The organism is Micromonospora sp. NPDC003776 (assembly GCF_053605645.1).
Window position 1 is genome coordinate 1 of record NZ_JBSGJR010000090.1, and the last position, 15895, is coordinate 15895.

A 15895-nucleotide genomic window follows, 5' to 3' on the forward strand; every position below is an offset into this window, starting at 1 on the left:
GCGTGCCGTTGAGGCGGGTGGCGCACGGATCGGCGAGCTGCTCCCCGGCCAGCACTGCGCCGGCCGGGAGTACCTGGACATCCTCATCCGCTCAGACTTCGAGGTCACCGTGACCGGTTCCTTCCTGCGTGCTGACCTCCATGCCGAACTCGGCAAGCCGAAGGCAGGCGCGTTCGTTCGGGCGCCCGTCGACGACGACGAGACAGTCGAAGCACACGCCGATACCGCAGAACAACCCCCGCGGCCGGCCGGCGCGTCGGGTGCTGCGCCACGACCGCACCCCGGCCGCGGTCAACGCCGCGCCCACGCTCTGCCCGGGCCGGAAGGGGATCTGGCTACCGTCGAAGGAGAAGTGTGGCTGACTCATGCGGTCACCTGCGCGAACCTCGATGGCGCGAACGCCGAGGGGTCGATGTCCGGCTGACCGTTGATCAGCATCTGGCTGATCAGCTCGCCGGTCGCCGGGGCGAGACCGATGCCGGCGCCCTCGTGCCCGCAGGCGTGGAACACCCCGGGAACCCGGGGGTCTGGACCGATGACCGGCAGGTGGTCCGGGCAGTAGGGGCGAAACCCGCGATAGGTCCGCATCAGCCGTACGTCGGCGAGGAAGGGGAAGATGCGTACCGCCAGCGAGGCCAGCCGCCGCAGCACGTCCACGGACATGGTGTCGTCGAACCCCACCCGCTCCCGGCTCGCGCCGATGAGGACCGTCCCGCCCTGGGTACCTTCGACGACGGTGGACGTCTCCAGCCCGGCGACGTCGGACGCGACGTTCTCGACGTAGTCAGCGGAGTACACCTTGTGCCGAACCACCCGGGGCAGCGGCTCGGTCACCAGGATGAACCCGCGGCGGGGGAGGATCGGGATCGGCGCGCCGAGCCGCTCGCCGACCTGGCCACCCCAGGTTCCGGCGGCGTTGACGACCGCGTTGGTGGGATAGCTGCCGGTGCGCGTCCGGACCGCCGTGACGCGTCCGTCCGGACCCCGTTCGGCCGCCACGACCTCCTCGCCGCGAACCACCGTGGCGCCGAGGGACCGGGCCATCGCGAGGAGCGACACCGCCGCCAGTACCGGCTGTACCTGCATGTCCTGGGGGTAGAAGACTCCTCCGGGCAGGTCCGGGGCGAGGTTGGGCTCGTGGTCGTGGAGCTGGTTCGCGCTCACCGCGGCCGTCGCCACACCGGTGGCCCGTTGCCCCTCGGCAAACCGGGTCAGGGCCGCGGCACCCGGATCCGAGGTGGCCACCACGAGCCCACCCTTCTCTTCGAGCTCGAACCGATCGGGGCCGAACTCGGCGGCCAGTTCCAGCCAGCGCGTGCGGGACGCCAGAGCGAGGTTCAGTTCCGGGCCGGGCGCCTTGTCCGAGACGAGGATGTTGCCCTCACCGCGGCTGGTGGTGCCGCCGGCCACCGTCCCCCGCTCGAGGACGGTCACCGACAGTCCCTCGCGCGCGGCATAGTAGGCGCAGGCCGCGCCCACGATGCCGGCTCCGACGATGACCACGTCAGGCATGCGTCGTCTCCGTCCAGCGCCGGTAGGCCAGATCGGCCACCACGAGGTCCTGCCAGCCCATGCCGACGCTCTTGAAGACCGATGAACCGGCGGTGGGTGCCAGGTGCACCGCATCGCAAAGCTCGATGAGGCTGTCCTCGCGGACGACGCCGGCGCGCACGGCCTGAATGATGTCACCCGCTTCGCGCAGGGCGACGCCGTGGGACTCGACCACCACCCGTTCGGCAGAACTGATCGTCGCGTCGTCGAGTTCACGGGCGTCCGGCTCGTGGGAGCCCACGGCGACGACACAGGTTCCCGGGCGTAACCGGCGGCCGTCGAAAAGCGGCTGGCGGGCGGTGGTGGCGCACACCACCACGTCCGCATCCGCGACGTCCTCGTGGCTGCCCACGCGTGCGTCCGGACCGCTGTCCCCGACACGGGCCACCAGGGCCGCCGCGCGGTCGGGGTCCCGACCGACCACCGTGACGTTGCCCAGGGGGCGAATGGCCCGGAGCGCCTCCACATGCCCCCACGCTTGCGGGCCGGAGCCGAACACGACCAGGTGCCGCGACTCGGGCGCGGCGAGGTGGTCCACCGCGACTGCGGAGACAGCAGGGGTTCGCAACGTGGTCAGGGCCGTGCCGTCGAGCAGCGCCACCGGGGTCAGCGTGACCCGGTCGTACAGCACGTAGAGCGCCTGGACGCGGGGGAGCCCACGGTCGGAGTTGCCCGGAGCCACCGTGCTCAGCTTCACGCCCACGACGGCAGCGGTCTCGGCGGGCATCAGCAGCAGTTGGCCGTGCTCCACGTCGTGAATGGAACGCTGTAGGGACGCCTGCGGATCCAGCCCGTCGGACAGGGCCTTGGCCAGTGCGGTGACGGCATCGGCGAACGGCACCAAGCCGAAGATGTCAGCCTCGTCGAGCAATGGCAGTGTCGCGGTCATCGGCTTTTCACCATGACGGTCGCCGCAAGGGGTGCGGAGTGGGCAAGGACGGCGGCTCGGGTGCCGGTGCGCAGTCGTGCCAGATCGTCGTGGGCGAGCTGCACGATGGGCAGCGCGACGTCGTAGATCTCGGCGGCGACAAGGGCCCCGATCACCAGGATCGCGTCGCACTCGGCCAGGAGGAGGGCCGCCGGCGCGTGGCCCGACCGGATCAGCTCCGCGAGCACGGCGGTGGAGGAGCTGGAGCCGCGCCCGGCCTGCATCGCGAGGACCTGCCCGGCGACCGTGGAGCCGCGTTGCGGATGGTGGGCGTCGACGATCACCCCGGAAGGGTCGACCCCGCCCCAGAACGAGAGCGGCTCGTCGAGCGCGAGTACGGCGCCGTCCGCCTGTCCCGGATGAAGGGAGCGGCCTGACAGCGTCACCGGGTCATCCCCACAGCCGCTCATCGCGTACCACCCTCCCGGCTCTCGCTGAGGCGACACACTCGGCCAGGCTTCCCAGCACAGTGTCGATTCCGAGGTTGGCCGGCGCGTACCAGGCCCACTTGCCCGAGTTCGTCATCACGGTGCGGATCCCGTCGCGCAGCACCGGCGTCACGTACGTGCAGGTGTCGGTGAGGACGCGGCCACCCGCGTCGCGCACCGCGTCGGCGTACCCGCGTGCCTCCGCCTCGGCCAGCACGGCCCGGCTGGTCGAGACGAAGACGTCAACCGACGAGCTGAACGACGCGCCGCCCCGCAGCTCGAGCGCCAGCGCCGCGAACTCGGCGAGCGAGAAGTGCGGGGTGCCGAGGCTGACGGCGTCGAGTGAGTCCGTAGCGGCGGTACTGAGCCGCTCGCGCGCTCGCTTGAGGTCGTTTGCCGTCACCGGCACCGTGGTGGCCTCAGGCCCGAGCACCGCGTCCAGCGTCGGCGCCTCCGGGGTCACCCCCACAACATGGAACAGCGCGACGCCGCCGGCGGACGCGGCGGTCGCGCCGAGCGCCTTGAGCCGGTCCTCGGTGACCCCGCCGTCGTTCAGGTCGCCCGGCAGCCCGGTGAGCGCCGCGACCCGGGTCCCGGCGAGCTCGCCGAGCACTGCCCCGATCGCGGGCCAGGCGACGTCGTCGTCGAGCAGCGCGGCGGGGATCGCTGAGAAGTCGAGCACCAGCGCGGCGGCGCGGTTTCGCTCCAGGTGCAGGCCCGAGTAGGGGACCCGGCCGACAACGCCGGCGGCGATGTCGATGAAGTCGCCGTACCGGTCCGTGCGCGCCCCGAGTACCGAGTTGACGAAGGCGATGGCGTTCGACTCCGCCCACGCCACATGGCTGCCTTCGGTCGGGCGGTGGCCGGACTGGTACGGCGCGCACGACCAGATCGGCTCGCAGCCGAGGGCCACGTGCGCGTCCATCAGGCGCCGGCCGTTCTCGGCCACCTCGGCGTCGGCGCGTACCAGCCCGGGATGCAGCAGGTCGAGCGAGCCGACGTTGAGCGTCGTGCGCACCCGCACCCGTGCGCCGAGGGAGACCAGCCGCTCGGTGAACTCCAGCCCCGCCACGCCGTGGTACAGGCAGCCGTCGGCGTGCGCCGACTCGATCGGCACCAGCCGCTCGGCCTCGTTCGCGCGCGCGACCCCGACGATCAGCCGCATGCACATCGCGGTGGCCGGGCCGTGCTCTCCGGCCAGCATCGACTGTTCCTCAGCGGTGAGGACCAGGCCGTCATCGCCGGGCATCAGGCTCCTTCGCCGGGGGCCAGCGTCACCGTGTGCAGCGAGGTGAAGAAGTCCTGCGCGGCCTTGCCCTGCTCGCGGCCGCCCACACTGGATGCCTTCTCGCCGCCGAACGGCAGGTAGAAGTCGACCCCGGTGGTCGGTGCGTTGACCTTCACCAGGCCGGCCTCCAACGCGTCCGCCGTTGCGAGTGCGGCGGTGAGATCGCGCGTATACACGCCGGCGGCGAGTCCCTGTGGAACATTGTTGGCCACCGCGACCGCTTCCTGGCGCGTACGCACCGCGTGCAGCGTGGCGATCGGCCCGAACACCTCGTCGCACGAGAGCGGGTGGTCGGCGGGGACATCCTCGAGCAGGGCCGGACGGACGAACCAGCCGGGGTCGTCGGTCGCCACGCCGCCGGTCAGGAGCCGGGCCCCGGCCGCGGTCGCGCTGCCGGCGGCGGCCAGCACCTTGTCCCGGGCGGCTTCGCTGATGACCGGCCCCACCGCGGTTGTCGCCTGCGCGGGGTCGCCGAACCCCAGCGCCTCGATCGCCGCGACGAGCGCGTCCCGCAACGGCGCGACGTCCCCGACGACGATCACCCGCTTGGTCGCCGTGCACTTCTGGCCGGCGAACCCCATCGCGGCCGCGGCGATCTGCCTGGCGGTGGACTCCACGTCGGCGTCGGGCAGGACGATCGCCGGGTTCTGGCCGCCCATCTCCGCCTGTACCCGCACCCCGCGGGCCGCGGCCGAGCGCACCACGTCGCGACCGACCGCAGTGGATCCGGTGAACGACACCACGTCGGCCTCGGCCACGATCGCCCGGCCGGTGTCGCCGTCACCGGCAAGGACCGTGAACAGCCCCTCGGGCAGGACCTCGTCGAGCAGGGTGGCCAGTCGCAACGCCGTCGCCGTCGCGTCCGGCGACGGCTTGAGCACCACGGCGTTGCCGAACGCCAATGCCGGGGCGGCCTTCCACAGCGGGATGGCGATCGGGAAGTTCCACGGGGTGATGAGCCCGGCGACGCCGAGCGGTCGGCGCCGGGTGAACAGCAGGCCGAGGGCCGACGGCTCGTGCATCGCGCCCACCGGGTCGTACACCTGCTGGGCGTAGTAGCGAAGGATGGCCACCGCCCGAGCTACCTCACCGCGCGCTTCGCCGAGTGGCTTGCCGACCTCGCGAACCGCCAGTTGGGTCAGTTCGTCGGACGCTGCCGCCACCGCGTCGGCAGCGTCGGACAGTGCCTGTGCCCGCGCGGCCGCGGGGCCGCGCCCCCACCGGGCCTGGGCCGCGCGAGCGCGGGCGAACGCCTTCGCCACCTCGCCGGCACCGGCCACGGGCGCCTCGGCGACGAGATCTTCGGGTGCGTGCGGTGAGTAGCTCTTGATCACGAAGTGCTCCCTCAGCGTCGGTACGTGGGCCGGGTGGGGATGAGGTCAGGTCAGAGAAGGAAGCCCGCTGGGAACGGGTCGTCGGGATCCAGGAAGTACTGGGCCGTGCCGGTCAGCCAGGCGCGTCCGGTGATGGTCGGTACCACCGCGGTGACGCCGTTGGCCAGCCGGGTCTCTTCCACGAGCCGGCCGATGAAGCGCGTCCCGATGAAGGACTCGTTGACGAAGTCGGTGTGCAACGCCAGCTCGCCACGCGCGTGCAGCTGCGCCATGCGGGCGCTCGTGCCGGTACCGCACGGGCTCCGGTCGAACCAGCCCGGGTGGATGGCCATCGCGTGGCGCGAATGCCGGGCGTCCGAGCCGGGAGCGATGAGCTGTACGTGGTGACATCCGCTGATGTCGGGGTCGGTGACGTGGACCGGGCGGTCCTGTTCGTTGATCGCTTCCATGATCGCCAGCCCGGCGTCCAGCAGTGCCTGCTTGTGTCCCCGGTCGAACGGCAGGCCGAGGTCTTCGAGGTGGACCATCGCGTAGAAGTTGCCGCCGTAGGCGAGGTCGTAGCGGACCGTCCCGAAGCTGGGCACCTCGACCGTCGCGTCCAACTGGTGGGAGTAGGACGGCACGTTGCGAATCGTGACCGCCTTGGCCGCGCCGTCGCAGACGGCGACCTCCGCGACCACGAGGCCGGCGGGCGTGTCCAGGCGGATCGTCGTGACCGGCTCGGTCACCTCCACCATGCCGGTCTCCACCAGTACGGTGGCGACCCCGATGGTGCCGTGTCCGCACATCGGCAGGCAGCCGGACACCTCGATGTAGAGCACGCCCCAGTCGGCGTCGGGCCGGGTCGGCGGCTGCAGGATCGCTCCGGACATGGCGGAGTGCCCGCGTGGCTCGTACATCAGGAAGGTGCGGAGGTGGTCGCTGTTGTCGAGGAACCAGCGGCGGCGCTCCATCATCGTGGCGCCGGGCAGTGGTGCCACACCGCCCGTGATCACCCTGGTCGGCATGCCCTCGGTGTGCGAGTCGACGGCGTGCAGCAGTCGGCGTGCGCGCATGTCTCAGGCCAGTCCGGCTTCGAGGGCTGCCTCGGTCGCGGCGCGGACCGACTGCTCCTGCTCGGCGGTCAGCGGCTGCCGCGGCGGTCGGCAGACGCCGCCCTTACGGCCGACGATGTCCATGGACAGCTTGATCGCCTGTACGAACTCGGTCTTCGAGTCCCAGCGCAGCAGGGGGTGCAGCAGCCGGTACAGCGGGAGCGCGGTCTCCAGGTCCCCTGCCGCGGAGGCCTCGTAGAGCGCCACGGTCGACTGGGGGAAGGCGTTGGTGTATCCGGCGACCCACCCCTTGGCGCCCGCGATGCCGACCTCGAGGACGACGTCGTCGGTGCCGATCATCAGGTCCAGTCCGGGCGCGAGCTCTGAGATCTCGTAGGCGCGGCGCACGTCGCCGCTGAACTCCTTGACGCCCACGATGAGGCCCTCGTTGTACAGCGTGGCGAGGAGCCGAGGCGTCAGGTCGGTCTTGGTGTCGATCGGGTTGTTGTACGCGGTCACCGGCAGGCCGGCCTTGCTGATCTCGCGGTAGTGCTCCAGGACGGCCCGCTCGTCGGTGCGGTATGCGTTCGGGGGGAGCGCCATGACGGCCTGCGCGCCGGCCTCGGCTGCCTGCTCGGCCCAGCGCCGCGACTCCAGGGCGCCGTAGGCGCCCACGCCCGGCATGACGACGAAGCCCTCGGGGGCGGCCTGGACCGCCACCTCGACGGCCTTCGCGCGCTCCTCTTTGGTCAGCACCTGGTACTCGCCCAGGGATCCGTTCGGGGTCACACCGTGAGCGCCGTTCTCGGCCAGCCACCGCACGTGCTCGGCGTAGGCGTCGAAGTCCACGGACAGATCGTCGCGGTAGGGCAGGGCGGTCGCGACGAGCACGCCGTGCCAGGGGCGGGTACGGGCAGCGGGGGATGCGGTCATGTCAATGAGCCCTTTCGTGGGGGTCAGTAAAATATCACACAGAGGATCGGCCTCCTCAAATCAACGTTTGGTAACACCGCCACGTGCTCCTCTGGAGCGACCGTGTGTCCTGTGCCATAGTGCGGTGCTACGTCACACAGCAGTGCTACCGATCGCTACTTGGGCCGTCCGCGCGTCGGTCCTTGAGGAAGTGGGTTGGACAATGACCGCATATCTGACCCGCCGGCTGTCGCGAGTCGCCCTCGTGGGCAGCGCGGCGGTGGCGGCCATGATGCTCTCCGCCTGTGGTAACGGGCTCGCCTCGGGAGGAGGCGGGTCATCGGACAACGGGCCGATCGTCCTCGGCATGCTGACTCCGCTGTCGGGGAGCAGCTCGGCCATCGGCCCGTACATGAAGAACGGTGCGCAACTCGCCGTCGACGAGATCAACGGCAAGGGCGGCGTCAACGGGCGCAAGCTCGAGCTCAAGGTCGAGGACGAGGCGTGCGACGCCAAGAGCGCCACGGCGGGCGCCAACAAGCTGGTCACCGAGGGTGTGAAGATCTCGGTTGGCGGCTACTGCTCGGGTGCGACGCTCCCGACGCTGCCGATCTTCGAGAAGGCCGACGTGCCCATGCTCATCCCGGCCGCCAACTCCAACGAACTGGTCAAGCAGCACAAGAAGAACGTCTTCCTGATCAACGGCACCGGTGTGCAGCAGTCCGACGCGGCGCTCAAGTTCATGAAGAAGGTGGGTGCCACCAAGGTCGCCCTCATGGACGACAACACCAGCTACTCCAAGGACATCGCCGACACCACCGCCAAGCTGCTGACGGGCTCGCCGGCCCTCGCGGGACGCGAGTCGGTCACCGCAGGTGAGAGCGACTACAGCGCCAACGTCCACGCCATCCTGAAGAACCAGCCGGACTTCATCTACTGGACCGGCTACTACCAGGAGGGCGGCCTCATCATCCGCCAGCTGCGGCAGGCCGGCTACACCGGCAAGATCATGGTCGCCGACGGATCGGTCGACCAGAAGCTGGTGGACATCGCCGGCCCCGCCGTCGCCGAGGGCGTCTTCGCCACCATGACGCAGACCCCGGACACGATCCAGGGCGCCGACAAGTGGATCGCGGACTACAAGAGCAAGTTCGGCGCCGACCCCGGCCCGTACTCCACCCAGGCATACGACGCCGTCCGGGTGGCCGCCGAGGCGGTCAAGCAGGCCGGCTCGACCGACGGCGGCGCCGTCATCAAGGCCCTCGAGGGCATCGACGGTTTCCAGCTGTTCTCCGGGCCGCTGAAGTTCACGCCCGACCACACGCTCTCCAGCGGTGGCTTCCAGATCCTCGCGGTGCAGAACGGCAAGATCGTCCTCAAGGACACCCTGCAGTAGATCGTCAGATCCCGGCGGCGCCCTCCTAGGAGCGCGCCGCCGGGGCGTTCCTCGAAGGGCTCCCATGACCCAACTCATCTGGAACGGTCTCTTCGTCGGATCGTTCTACGCCCTGGTCGCGCTGGGCTACACCATGGTGTACGGCATCATCAGGCTCCTCAACTTCGCCCACGGCGACCTGTACATGCTCGGTGCGTTCGTCGGTTTCGGCGTCCTGAGCGTCGCCGGCGGGCTGGCGACCGGCCTCGGCTTCGTGGCGCTGCTCATCGTCCTGATCATCTCGATGCTGGTGACCGGAACAGCCGGCCTCCTGCTCGAGCGGATCGCCTACCGTCCCCTGCGCGGCGCGCCCCGACTCTCCGTACTGATCACCGCTGTGGGCGCCTCGTTCGCGCTCGAGTACGGGATGCGCCTGGTGGCCGGGCCCAACCCGGAGGTCTACCCGGTCCGGCTGGCGGGCGACTCGATCGACCTGCTCGGCGCCCGCATCACCATCCAGCAGGCCAGTCTCATCCTGATCGCGGTCCTGCTGATGGCCGGCCTCCAGTGGCTCGTCATGGGAACCGGGACCGGGCGGGCCATGCGCGCCATCTCCCAGGACCCGACGGCGGCCCTGTACATGGGCATCAACGTCGACGCCATCATCGCGCGCACCTTCTTCATCGGCTCCGCCCTCGCCGGCGCCGCCGGCGTGATGGCCGGCGGTTACTACGGGAAGATCGACTTTCTGATGGGGTTCATCATCGGGCTCAAGGCGTTCACCGCGGCCGTCATCGGCGGCATCGGCAACATCAAGGGCGCGATGCTCGGCGGCCTGGCGCTCGGCATGCTCGAATCCTTCGGCACCGCCTGGATCGGCGGGCAGTGGCGCGACGTCTTCGCCTTCGGCTTCCTCATCGTCTTCCTCACGCTTCGTCCGACCGGCATCCTCGGCGAGCGCGTTACGGAGCGTGTCTGATGACCACCAATTCCGCAACGTCATCCGCCGGCGCCCGCGCGCTCTTCGAGCGCATCCAGCAGAACCGCTACCTCGGCCTGATCGCACTGGCCGTCGCGTTGTTGGCGCCGTTCATCACCGCGACCAACTACGCCCTGTCGGTCATGACCTCCGCGCTGCTGTTCGTGATGCTCGCGGTCGGCCTCAACATCGTCGTCGGCTACTGCGGCCTGCTCGACCTCGGGTACGCCGCGTTCTTCGCCATCGGCGCCTACGTCAGCGGTGTCCTCGCCACCAGGTACGGATGGCCGCTGCTGGCCACCGTGCCCGTCGTCATCGTCGCGGCGGTGGTCGCGGGCATCGTGATCGGTGGGCCTACCCTGCGGCTGCGCAGCGACTACCTGGCGATCGTGACACTCGGCTTCGGGGAGATCATCCGGATCACGGCGAACAACCTCACCATCACCGGTGGGCCGTCCGGCATCTACGGGATCCCGGGCATCACCCTGCTCGGGCTCGACCTGAGCAGCCCGGTCGGCCTCTATTACACCTGTGTGGTCGTCGTCGCCCTGGCCGTCCTCGGCGCGGCGCGGCTCGGACGCAGCCGGCTCGGACGCGCCTGGCGGTTCATCCGCGAGGACGAGGACGCCGCCGAGGCGATGGGCATCAACACATACCGTGTGAAGCTCGCCGCCTACATCGGCGGCGCCATCTGGGGTGGCCTCGCCGGCATCCTCTTCGGCGCCCAACTGTCCGCCATCTCCCCACCGAGCTTCACCTTCCTGTGGTCGGCCCTCATCCTGATGGCCGTCGTGCTCGGTGGCATGGGCTCGACGCCCGGCGTCGTGCTGGGCGCCATCTTCATCAGCGTGCTGCCCGAGCTTCTCCGGCAGGCCGCCGACTACCGGTACTTCGTATTCGGGATCCTGCTCATCGTCGTGATGATCTTCCGTCGGCAGGGACTGTGGCCGGCGCGGGCCATGGAACGGCAGTCCCGGCGTGACATGCGCAAGGCCAAGGAGCATGACACGCACAAGGCCAAGGAGGTGGTGCCGTGAGCACGCTAGAACCCGCACCGCTGCTCCAGGTGCAGGATCTGCACCTGGACTTCGGCGGCGTGAAGGCCGTCGACGGGCTGACCTTCCGGGTCAACGAAGGCGACGTCCTCTCGCTCGTCGGACCCAACGGTGCCGGCAAGACCAGCGCGTTCAACTGCATCACGGGCTTCTACAAGGCCACCGGTGGCTCGGTCACGCTGCAAGGCGCGAACATCACCGGCCTGCGGCCGTCCGCGATCGCGGCCCGGGGGATGTCGCGCACCTTCCAGAACCTGCGCCTGTTCGGTGAGCTGACGGTGCTCGACAACGTCCGCGCCGGGATGCACCTCCGGCTGCGGCAGAACGCCCTCGACGCGCTACTGCACACGCCGCGGTTCCGACGCTCCGAACGGGAGGCGACCGACGAGGCGAACCGCTGGCTCGACTTCGTGGGCCTGCGCGGTGACCGCGGTGGCCTGGCGCGGAACCTTCCGTACGGCGAGCAGCGGCGCGTCGAGATCGCCCGCGCCCTCGCCCGCGGGCCCAAGGTGATCCTGCTGGACGAGCCCGCCGCCGGCCTCAACTACGGCGAGAAGAACGAACTGCTCGATCTGCTGCACCACATCAGCGAGCTGGGCATCGCCATCGTGCTCATCGAGCACGACATGGATCTCGTCATGCAGGTGTCACGCCGGATCGTCGTGCTGAACTTCGGCCGGGAGATCGCCGACGGCACTCCCGAGGAGGTACGCCGCAACCCGGCCGTGATCGAGGCGTACCTCGGCAAGGACGACGAGGAGGAAGCCACGAGCGAGGAGATGAGCCATGACTGAGGTCACCGGCCCCTGTGCACTCGAAATCGACGCTCTCGACGTCCACTACGGCCGCGTCCACGCCATCCGGGGCCTGAGCCTGACCGTCGGCGAGGGCGAGATCGTCACTCTGCTCGGCAACAATGGCGCGGGCAAGACCAGTACCCTCGCCACGGTTTCCGGGGTTGTGCGCTCCACCGGCGGCACCGTGCGCGCGTTCGGCGCGGACATCACCAAAGCCAAGCCCTGGGAGATCGTGGGCGCGGGGGTGGTGCACGTGCCAGAGGGGCGCCGCATCTTCTCCCGGCTGACCGTTCACGAGAACCTCCAGCTCGGTGGCTACCTGGTGCAGGACGCGGCCGTGGTCAACCGCCGGATCGACGAGGTCTACTCCCTGCTGCCCCGGCTGGCCGAGCGGCGCAACCAGCAGGGCGGCTACCTGTCCGGCGGCGAGCAGCAGATGCTCGCCGTCGGCCGCGCGCTGGTCGCCGGGCCGAAACTGCTGATGCTGGACGAGCCCTCGATGGGGCTCGCGCCACTCGTGGTGGCCCAGATCATGGATCTGATCCGCCGGATCAACGCCGACGGCACGTCGGTGCTGCTCGTCGAGCAGAACGCCCGCGCCGCACTCAAGATCGCTCACCGCGCGTACGTGGTGGAGAACGGTGTCATCAGCCTGCAGGGAGCGGCCAGCGAACTCGCGCGCGACTCCCGCGTGGTCGAGGCGTACCTGGGGGCCTGAGGCGATGCTGGACATTCGCGCGACCGACTACCACACGGCGGGAGAGCCGTTCCGCATCGTCACCGAAGGCGTCCCGGAGATTCCCGGCGCCACCGTGCTGGAACGGCGCGAGCACGCCCAGCGCGACGAACAGGTCGACGCGGTGCGCCGACTCCTGGTCAACGAACCTCGTGGCCACGCCGACATGTACGGCTGCTTCGTCGTGCCGCCAGACGACGAGGGCGCACACTTCGGGGTGCTGTTCTGGCACAAGGACGGCTACTCGACGGCATGCGGACACGGCACCATCGCGCTGGGTGCGTGGGCCGTCCGGAGCGGGCTCGTGGACGCCCGCCCGGACGGGGAGACCGACGTGGTGATCGACGTACCGTCAGGTCGCGTCACGGCCACAGTCTCCTGTGTGGCCGGCGAGGTGCGCGAGGTCAGCTTCCGCAACGTGCCCGCGTACGTACTGGGTCAGGGCATCACCGTGAACACCAGCCGGGGCCCGGTACGCGCGGACGTCAGCTACGGAGGCGCGATCTACGCCTCCGTCGACGCCTCAGCCCTCGAGCTCCCGGTCAGCCCAGAGCACTACGGTGACCTGCTGGCACTCGGCCGGGAAATCAAATGGAAACTCAACGGAACCGAATGGGCCCGGCATCCCAGCGAATCGCGGCTTGACGGAATCTACGGCACAATCCTGTTCGAGGATCTCGGCCGGCGGTCCGGCGGCCCGCACCAGCGCAACATCACCGTCTTCGCCGACGGTGAGGCGGACCGATCACCCTGTGGGTCAGGGACCTCCGCGCGGATCGCGCTGCTAGCATCAACGGGGCAACTCGCCCCTGACCAGGTGCTAACGCACGACTCGGTGGTCGGCACACGGTTCCTGGGCCGCGTCGTGCAGGAGCTGGAAGCAGAGGGTCGTCCGGCCTACGTTTCCGAGGTGCGAGGGATGGCCTACCGGACTGGTGAACACCATTTCGTCCTTGAAGCCAACGATCCCGTCGGACTGGGATTCACGCTGCGATGAAGAGAACAAGGAGTGACACCGTGACGGACGCCACCGGGCGCCTGGCCCCGGGCGCGCTCACATTGCCGCAGTTAGGGGGCCGGCCCAACCTCCGGCAGGAGATCGCCCATGTCTTGCGTGGCGCGGTCATCACGGGGCAGATGCGCGTCGGCGTGCTGTACTCCGTGCCGACACTCGCAGAGCAGTTCGGTGTCTCCGCCACGCCGGTGCGCGAAGCGATGCTCGACCTCGCCAACGAGGAACTGGTCACGATCGTCCGGAACAAGGGCTTCCGGGTCAAGGAGCTGAGTGACCGGGACCTGGACGAGATCACCTCGCTGCGTGCGCTGATCGAGGTGCCCACCGTGGCCGAGATCGCCCGGGCCATCAACGAGCCCACCAGGGCAGCGGTCGAGGAACTGCGTCCCCTGGCGAGGGAGGTGGAGCGGCTCGCCGAAACCGGCGACCTCATCGGCTATGTCGAGGTCGACCGGCGTTTCCATCTCTCGCTGCTCGCCCTCGCCGGCAACCGGCATCTCATTGACGTGGTCGGAAACCTACGGGCCCGCAGCCGGCTGTACGGCCTGCAAGGGCTCGCCGAGCGTGGCGAGCTGGGGCGGTCGGCCGCCGAACACGAGCAGATCGTCGATCTGGTGGTGGCCGGCGATGTGCCGGGGACGGCGGCGCTGATGCGACGCCACATCGGCCACGTTCGCGGCTCCTGGGCTGGCTACCACGAACCCTGACCGCCAACACCACGCGAAGCCCTGTCTATCCAGCGCGACCAGAATCCCGACGGCCAGGGTGGCGAGCGCGTCCGTGAGCAGTCGGACCAGCGGCAGCGGCTGCCCGCCGTCCCTGGTGAGATCCCCAGCTTCGTTTCGCCCGACGCCTCAGCCCTCGCCGTCCTCGTCGTCTGGGGCCATCAGCCACTCGCCGGGCAACCGACGCCGCACGGCTTTCACCGCTGCCGGGGTCCGGCCGTGGACCCACAGCCACGTCCCGCCGTCGTCGCGCAGCAGCACATCGAGGCCAGCGAACCAGCGGATCGGCGGCCCGTCCATCCCGGCCCAGAAGGGAAAGTCCGGCAACGGCAGGCGCTCGAACGCAGCGCCCAGAGCTGCGGTGGCCGCTTCGTCCAATGCCCGGTTGTCGACGTTGCCCTCCTCGGCGGAGAACATCGCCTCCGACAGCACCATCTCCACGAGCGCAAGCGACAGCCGATCCGAGTACGGCACCCAGCCGTCTCCGATGTTCACCACGACCGGGGGGTCGTCCTGGCCGACAACCCCGGCCGGCACGCCCCACCACGCGCAGTACTGGGCCTCCAAGCGGAAGACCAGGACGCCGTCGGCGTCGGTTCGAAGCTGCTCGGGCAACACCAGACGGTCCTGAGCGGCGGTCAGGTCCCTCCGACGACCGAACAGCAGGTAAGCCTCACGCAGTGCGGCTGGCAGCAAGATGCCGATACGGTCCTCGGCCGCCTGCAACCGGCCGGCGTCGGCACCATCGCCCTCGATCACCGGTCGGCCGAATGCCGCGGCCACCGCACGGACGAACTCCCACCCCCGACGGTGGTCCCCTCCCTCGCCACACGCCATATGCAGCGCGTCGAGACCCTCGAACATGCCGCCAACCCTACGGACACCCTGCCCACTCACCCGGCCCTCGCCCGGACCAGCCCCTCGAGACGACCGGCGGGCAGGGGCCGGGCGCGGCAGGTGGTGTGATTGAGCATCCTCCGGCGCCCGGGGAGTAAGGGGGGCGGCGGGCGGTCGGGCAGCAGCAGCGGTGGGATCTCGGCCCACAAATCGTCCGCCGGTGGTTGCCGGAGGGCCACCTCTCGTGGGTGCTGTCCAAGGACGCCGGGGTGGCCGACCCGGGTTTCCACTGCTACTCGCTCAATGTGTCGGCCTCTGGTCGGCTCGCCGCGGTCGACTGGCGCAATTCCCCAACGGCGCTCGGACATCAACTGTCAGGTCTTGACACGTCATCGCCCTGCGGGTCGCAGATCGTCAGCCCATACCGCGCTGCAAGATCCACGACCAGTGCGATGGCGGGAGTGCTCTGCTGCCCGAAGCTCGTGCTCATGCTGACGTGATCAATTCCGGCCTCGAGTGGCATCGACATCCAGGGCGAGTCATCGGGGTGCGGCGGAAAGTCGGGGTAGCGGGCACGCAGGCTCTCGTAGAAACCGACAACGCGTTCGTCCAAGTCGCCCTCGGGGTGCTGACCGGACCTGCAGCGCTTCACCATCGCGCGCACCGCCTCGTCGCTCGCCGCCGGACCGCCGCAGCCTCAGCCACCGTGGTGGGGACGGATTCCCGGAACGCGTCGATGTCGATGCGGACTGCCACGGGCGGGCACTCTACCGACCGGGATGGAGGCCGGCGGCGTCGAGCTTGGCCAGGAACGCCGGCCGGCGCCGGTGCTGTCCACGCAACTCGTCCAGGTACCTGGCGAACTGGTCGGTGTCGTCGGTGGCCGCGTACGCGTCGCGCA

General features: G+C 69.9%; 17 protein-coding genes and 1 pseudogene. 8 read left to right on the forward strand and 10 right to left on the reverse strand.

The features are described from left to right. Positions 1-88, forward strand: a pseudogene (locus ACWEVO_RS10890) (inositol monophosphatase family protein); the annotation flags it as partial. 3 nt (positions 89-91) lie between these two features. On the opposite strand, the gene ACWEVO_RS10895 reads toward ACWEVO_RS10890, so the two are convergent. From ACWEVO_RS10895 to ACWEVO_RS10930, 8 genes are read right to left on the reverse strand one after another with little or no spacing between them, the layout of a single operon-like run. After that, positions 92-367, reverse strand: coding sequence for a (2Fe-2S)-binding protein (locus ACWEVO_RS10895; protein WP_452307360.1), 276 nt, complete (start codon positions 365-367; stop codon positions 92-94). Next, positions 364-1512 (reverse strand): NAD(P)/FAD-dependent oxidoreductase, encoded by a 1149-nt coding sequence (locus tag ACWEVO_RS10900; protein ID WP_452307345.1) that lies wholly within the window; start codon positions 1510-1512, stop codon positions 364-366. The genes ACWEVO_RS10895 and ACWEVO_RS10900 overlap by 4 nt, the downstream gene beginning before the upstream one ends. Continuing rightward, positions 1505-2440: an ornithine cyclodeaminase family protein gene (locus tag ACWEVO_RS10905; protein WP_452307346.1), complete on the reverse strand. Its 936-nt coding sequence runs from the start codon at positions 2438-2440 to the stop codon at positions 1505-1507. The genes ACWEVO_RS10900 and ACWEVO_RS10905 overlap by 8 nt, the downstream gene beginning before the upstream one ends. Continuing rightward, positions 2437-2889, reverse strand: a complete 453-nt coding sequence (locus ACWEVO_RS10910) for an aconitase X swivel domain-containing protein (protein ID WP_452307347.1) — start codon at positions 2887-2889, stop codon at positions 2437-2439. Before ACWEVO_RS10910 ends, ACWEVO_RS10905 begins: the two co-directional genes overlap by 4 nt. Further along, complete coding sequence (locus tag ACWEVO_RS10915) at positions 2870-4156, reverse strand: aconitase X (protein ID WP_452307348.1); 1287 nt, start codon at positions 4154-4156, stop codon at positions 2870-2872. The genes ACWEVO_RS10910 and ACWEVO_RS10915 overlap by 20 nt, the downstream gene beginning before the upstream one ends. Beyond that, entirely contained in the window at positions 4156-5529 is a 1374-nt protein-coding gene (locus ACWEVO_RS10920; RefSeq protein WP_452307349.1) for an aldehyde dehydrogenase family protein, read from the reverse strand. Before ACWEVO_RS10920 ends, ACWEVO_RS10915 begins: the two co-directional genes overlap by 1 nt. 50 nt (positions 5530-5579) lie before the next feature. Beyond that, complete coding sequence (locus ACWEVO_RS10925) at positions 5580-6584, reverse strand: proline racemase family protein (protein WP_452307350.1); 1005 nt, start codon at positions 6582-6584, stop codon at positions 5580-5582. A gap of 3 nt (positions 6585-6587) precedes the next feature. Further along, positions 6588-7496, reverse strand: a complete 909-nt coding sequence (locus ACWEVO_RS10930; protein WP_452307351.1) for a dihydrodipicolinate synthase family protein — start codon at positions 7494-7496, stop codon at positions 6588-6590. Positions 7497-7698: 202 nt separating this feature from the next. Between ACWEVO_RS10930 and ACWEVO_RS10935 the strand changes: the two genes are divergently transcribed. The 7 genes from ACWEVO_RS10935 to ACWEVO_RS10965 all read left to right on the forward strand — a co-directional run bounded on the left by ACWEVO_RS10935 (position 7699) and on the right by ACWEVO_RS10965 (position 14139). Further along, positions 7699-8871: a branched-chain amino acid ABC transporter substrate-binding protein gene (locus ACWEVO_RS10935; RefSeq protein ID WP_452307352.1), complete on the forward strand. Its 1173-nt coding sequence runs from the start codon at positions 7699-7701 to the stop codon at positions 8869-8871. Between the two features lie 64 nt (positions 8872-8935). After that, the gene (locus ACWEVO_RS10940; protein ID WP_412821565.1) at positions 8936-9829 is read left to right on the forward strand and encodes a branched-chain amino acid ABC transporter permease; all 894 of its coding nucleotides are present in this window, start codon (positions 8936-8938) and stop codon (positions 9827-9829) included. Continuing rightward, positions 9829-10866: a branched-chain amino acid ABC transporter permease gene (locus tag ACWEVO_RS10945; RefSeq protein ID WP_452307353.1), complete on the forward strand. Its 1038-nt coding sequence runs from the start codon at positions 9829-9831 to the stop codon at positions 10864-10866. Before ACWEVO_RS10940 ends, ACWEVO_RS10945 begins: the two co-directional genes overlap by 1 nt. Continuing rightward, a complete protein-coding gene (locus tag ACWEVO_RS10950; protein ID WP_452307354.1) occupies positions 10863-11678 on the forward strand; it encodes an ABC transporter ATP-binding protein in 816 nt (271 codons plus the stop codon). The genes ACWEVO_RS10945 and ACWEVO_RS10950 overlap by 4 nt, the downstream gene beginning before the upstream one ends. Then, entirely contained in the window at positions 11671-12399 is a 729-nt protein-coding gene (locus ACWEVO_RS10955) for an ABC transporter ATP-binding protein (protein WP_452307355.1), read from the forward strand. The genes ACWEVO_RS10950 and ACWEVO_RS10955 overlap by 8 nt, the downstream gene beginning before the upstream one ends. Positions 12400-12403: 4 nt before the next feature. After that, positions 12404-13414: a proline racemase family protein gene (locus ACWEVO_RS10960; RefSeq protein ID WP_452307356.1), complete on the forward strand. Its 1011-nt coding sequence runs from the start codon at positions 12404-12406 to the stop codon at positions 13412-13414. Positions 13415-13434: 20 nt separating this feature from the next. Continuing rightward, positions 13435-14139 (forward strand): GntR family transcriptional regulator, encoded by a 705-nt coding sequence (locus tag ACWEVO_RS10965; protein WP_452307357.1) that lies wholly within the window; start codon positions 13435-13437, stop codon positions 14137-14139. Between the two features lie 147 nt (positions 14140-14286). Here the strand turns inward: ACWEVO_RS10965 and ACWEVO_RS10970 are convergent, their stop codons facing one another. Together ACWEVO_RS10970 and ACWEVO_RS10975 are read right to left on the reverse strand one after the other, a co-directional pair. After that, positions 14287-15021, reverse strand: coding sequence for a hypothetical protein (locus ACWEVO_RS10970; RefSeq protein ID WP_452307358.1), 735 nt, complete (start codon positions 15019-15021; stop codon positions 14287-14289). Between the two features lie 340 nt (positions 15022-15361). Further along, positions 15362-15658 carry a hypothetical protein gene (locus tag ACWEVO_RS10975; RefSeq protein ID WP_452307359.1) on the reverse strand — a complete coding sequence of 99 codons (297 nt, stop codon included), beginning with the start codon at positions 15656-15658 and terminating at the stop codon, positions 15362-15364. Positions 15659-15895 lie beyond the last annotated feature (237 nt).